The sequence below is a fragment of the Massilia eurypsychrophila genome (assembly GCF_002760655.1).
Lineage (GTDB): Bacteria > Pseudomonadota > Gammaproteobacteria > Burkholderiales > Burkholderiaceae_D > JAFCUW01.
In genome coordinates this window covers 1-963 of the sequence record NZ_PDOC01000083.1, presented here as the reverse complement: position 1 = coordinate 963, position 963 = coordinate 1, and the positions used below count along the sequence as shown (strand labels likewise).

Sequence of the window (963 nt, the reverse complement as noted above, 5' to 3'; positions counted from 1 at the left end):
ATGCTGATTAGCGCTCATCTTCAGCCAGCCGCATCCACGCTTCGGTCCGGCTGCCGGTAGCCGCGGCAGCGTGGATCAGGCGCGTGAGGATGGTCGACATATCGAATCGGCGATTAAAGCGGTACTGCGCCTCTGCCAAGTAGAGGAAGCCATATTTTGCGAAATCAAATGCATGGTAGGTGCCGCTCGTGGCGGTCTTCAGATTTCCCAGTATCGTGTTGATCCATTTAAAACATGGCATATCGCTGCTCTGGCGCGCCTTCCCGACGACCGACGGCGTGTGCGCCGCCCCGGCGGCTTTGACAGCGCTGAAACAGTCCAATCCATCTGAGACGACAATACTCGCGGCGGACAGATGCGCCATAGCCCAAGTCTTCACTTCTTCCCGCCCGAATGTCTTCACCTTCGAAAATATGGCATGAAGTGGGCGCCCATCCTCAGAAGTTTCGACCGCAGCTATAAAAGGCACCTTGTTCTGCGATCCGCGACCACGCTTGCCACCTGGGTGCACGCCGCCCAGATAGGCGTCGTCCACCTCCACGCGGCCCTCCAGTTTGCGAATAGACTCACGTTCGGCCATCACCTCAAGGATCTTGTGTTTGAGGCGCCAGGCGGTCCGATAGCAAACCCCGACGACCCGCATCAATTCCAGCGCCGAGACGTTATTTTTGGACTGGGTGAGAAAGTACATCGCTTGAAACCACTTCGTCAGCGGCAGCTTACTCGAATGAAAAATGGTCCCGCTCGTGAGCGTGGTCTGGTGTCGGCAAGCGTGACACTGGAACGTCTTCGCCTTGCCGTGCCAAACGACGTAGTGCCCCTTTCGCGCGCACATGGGACATACAAAACCATCGGGCCAACGGCATTTTTCGAGCTCCTTCTCACACTGGGCCTGGGTCCCGTAGCGCTCCATGAACTGCGTCAGGCTCAACCCGGGTTGAAACTGCACTCGATTCATCGCCG

Annotated in this window: 1 protein-coding gene; it reads right to left on the bottom strand. The window is 57.5% G+C overall.

The genetic code is table 11. The annotated features are described in order from the left end of the window. Positions 1-7: 7 nt before the first annotated feature. Positions 8-958: an IS1595 family transposase gene (locus CR105_RS27435; RefSeq protein ID WP_099794134.1), complete on the bottom strand. Its 951-nt coding sequence runs from the start codon at positions 956-958 to the stop codon at positions 8-10. Between the last annotated feature and the right edge of the window lie 5 nt (positions 959-963).